The sequence below is a fragment of the Prevotella sp. Sow4_E9_plate genome, from assembly GCF_052116205.1.
GTDB lineage: Bacteria > Bacteroidota > Bacteroidia > Bacteroidales > Bacteroidaceae > Prevotella.
Map to the genome: position 1 here is coordinate 1 of NZ_JBQKLN010000113.1, position 1,309 is coordinate 1,309.

Here is a 1,309-nt window from a genome sequence, read left to right on the forward strand (position 1 = left end):
CTGTGCCAAGGTATCCTTGTAGTCACGACTCGCCGAGACAAACAGTCTTCTAACGTGCGACCAGCAACATACATGAGTACAGTCCTTCAACTTATTGAAGTAAAGGTATGCAGCATAGGCATCGGTCATCAACGTGCCCTTGAAGTCACCAAGAAACTCCTTGATAACCTCTTTCTTACGACTGCCATACAGATAATAGCAGACCTTGGTGGTCAAGTTGACAATGACCCACATATATCGTTTCTTATAATGCACCTCACCATTGGCATCCGTCACCTTGGTGTCAACCCAGGACTCATCACAATAAATCGTTGAGCCAGGTTTCAATAGCCATTGTTTGATGGTCTCCTGACAATTCTCCAAGAACTCTGCCCCATGTCGCAACCAGTTGAAAATAGTAGACTTAGACATACGCATCTTCTCATTAACCATGCGATACATCTCACGTCCACTCGTTATCGCATACTGAAAGCGATTGACAATCAAGTCTGAAAGCATGCTACTCGTACTGCTGGTATGAGGAACCATGCTTGGCATGTCATACTTTGACTCATCGACAAAAGTGCAAGCACGCTGCTCTACCCCTTCATCTTTTGGCACGAAGAAAGCGAACTCGTTGCCGTCCTTGTCACGTACCCAAGCATAAAGGTAGCGGTCCTGACGTGTCATACTGATTCGGTCAAACTGATCGACAGGTCTGGTATAGCGAATGAACTCCAATCCCATAGCCTTAAGCTTGTCCTTGTCACAATCATGAACCACAAGAACTTCAGCCTTCATGGTCTTGTAGTGGTCAGGGCGTTGGCTCAAATCCTTTTTGGGATTGGTCGCCTCTGTGTCGGTAACTTCGTCTGAATCATCAGAATCGGAAGGTTGCTCACATCCATTCTCGATGTATTCCCCCTCTTCCTCATCCTTGGTCTTGCCTGTATTTACCGACTTGTCACCAGTTTGCTTCTCATTGTTCTTGCCATGCATCTTACGCCTGCGGGCTTGCAGTTCTCCTGTAAGCTTGTCAACCTGATCCTGCAAAACGGCAATCTTACGGTCAGACTCAGCCTGTAGTTCCTTCTGCTTATTACCCAAGGCAATATTGGCATCCAGAAGTGTCTGGACAGTCTGAACCAATTCCTTTATCTGATCTAGATATTGCTTACGTTCCATATCCGATAATCCATCACTTGCCGAAGATTTCCCCACCTCCAGCAAGTAATTGGAATGCATTATCATGCGCTCTATGTCTATATGTATATCTGCCATAATATGAAACGTTTGCAGATGCAAAGATAATCATATTATGAGACTCCGC

General features: G+C 45.4%; 1 protein-coding gene. It reads right to left on the bottom strand.

What is annotated here, in order from left to right:
- Positions 1–1,260 (bottom strand): IS66 family transposase (locus ACTQ53_RS17455; protein ID WP_441934575.1); only part of this gene is annotated, 1,260 nt, incomplete at its 3' end.
- Positions 1,261–1,309: the final 49 nt, after the last annotated feature.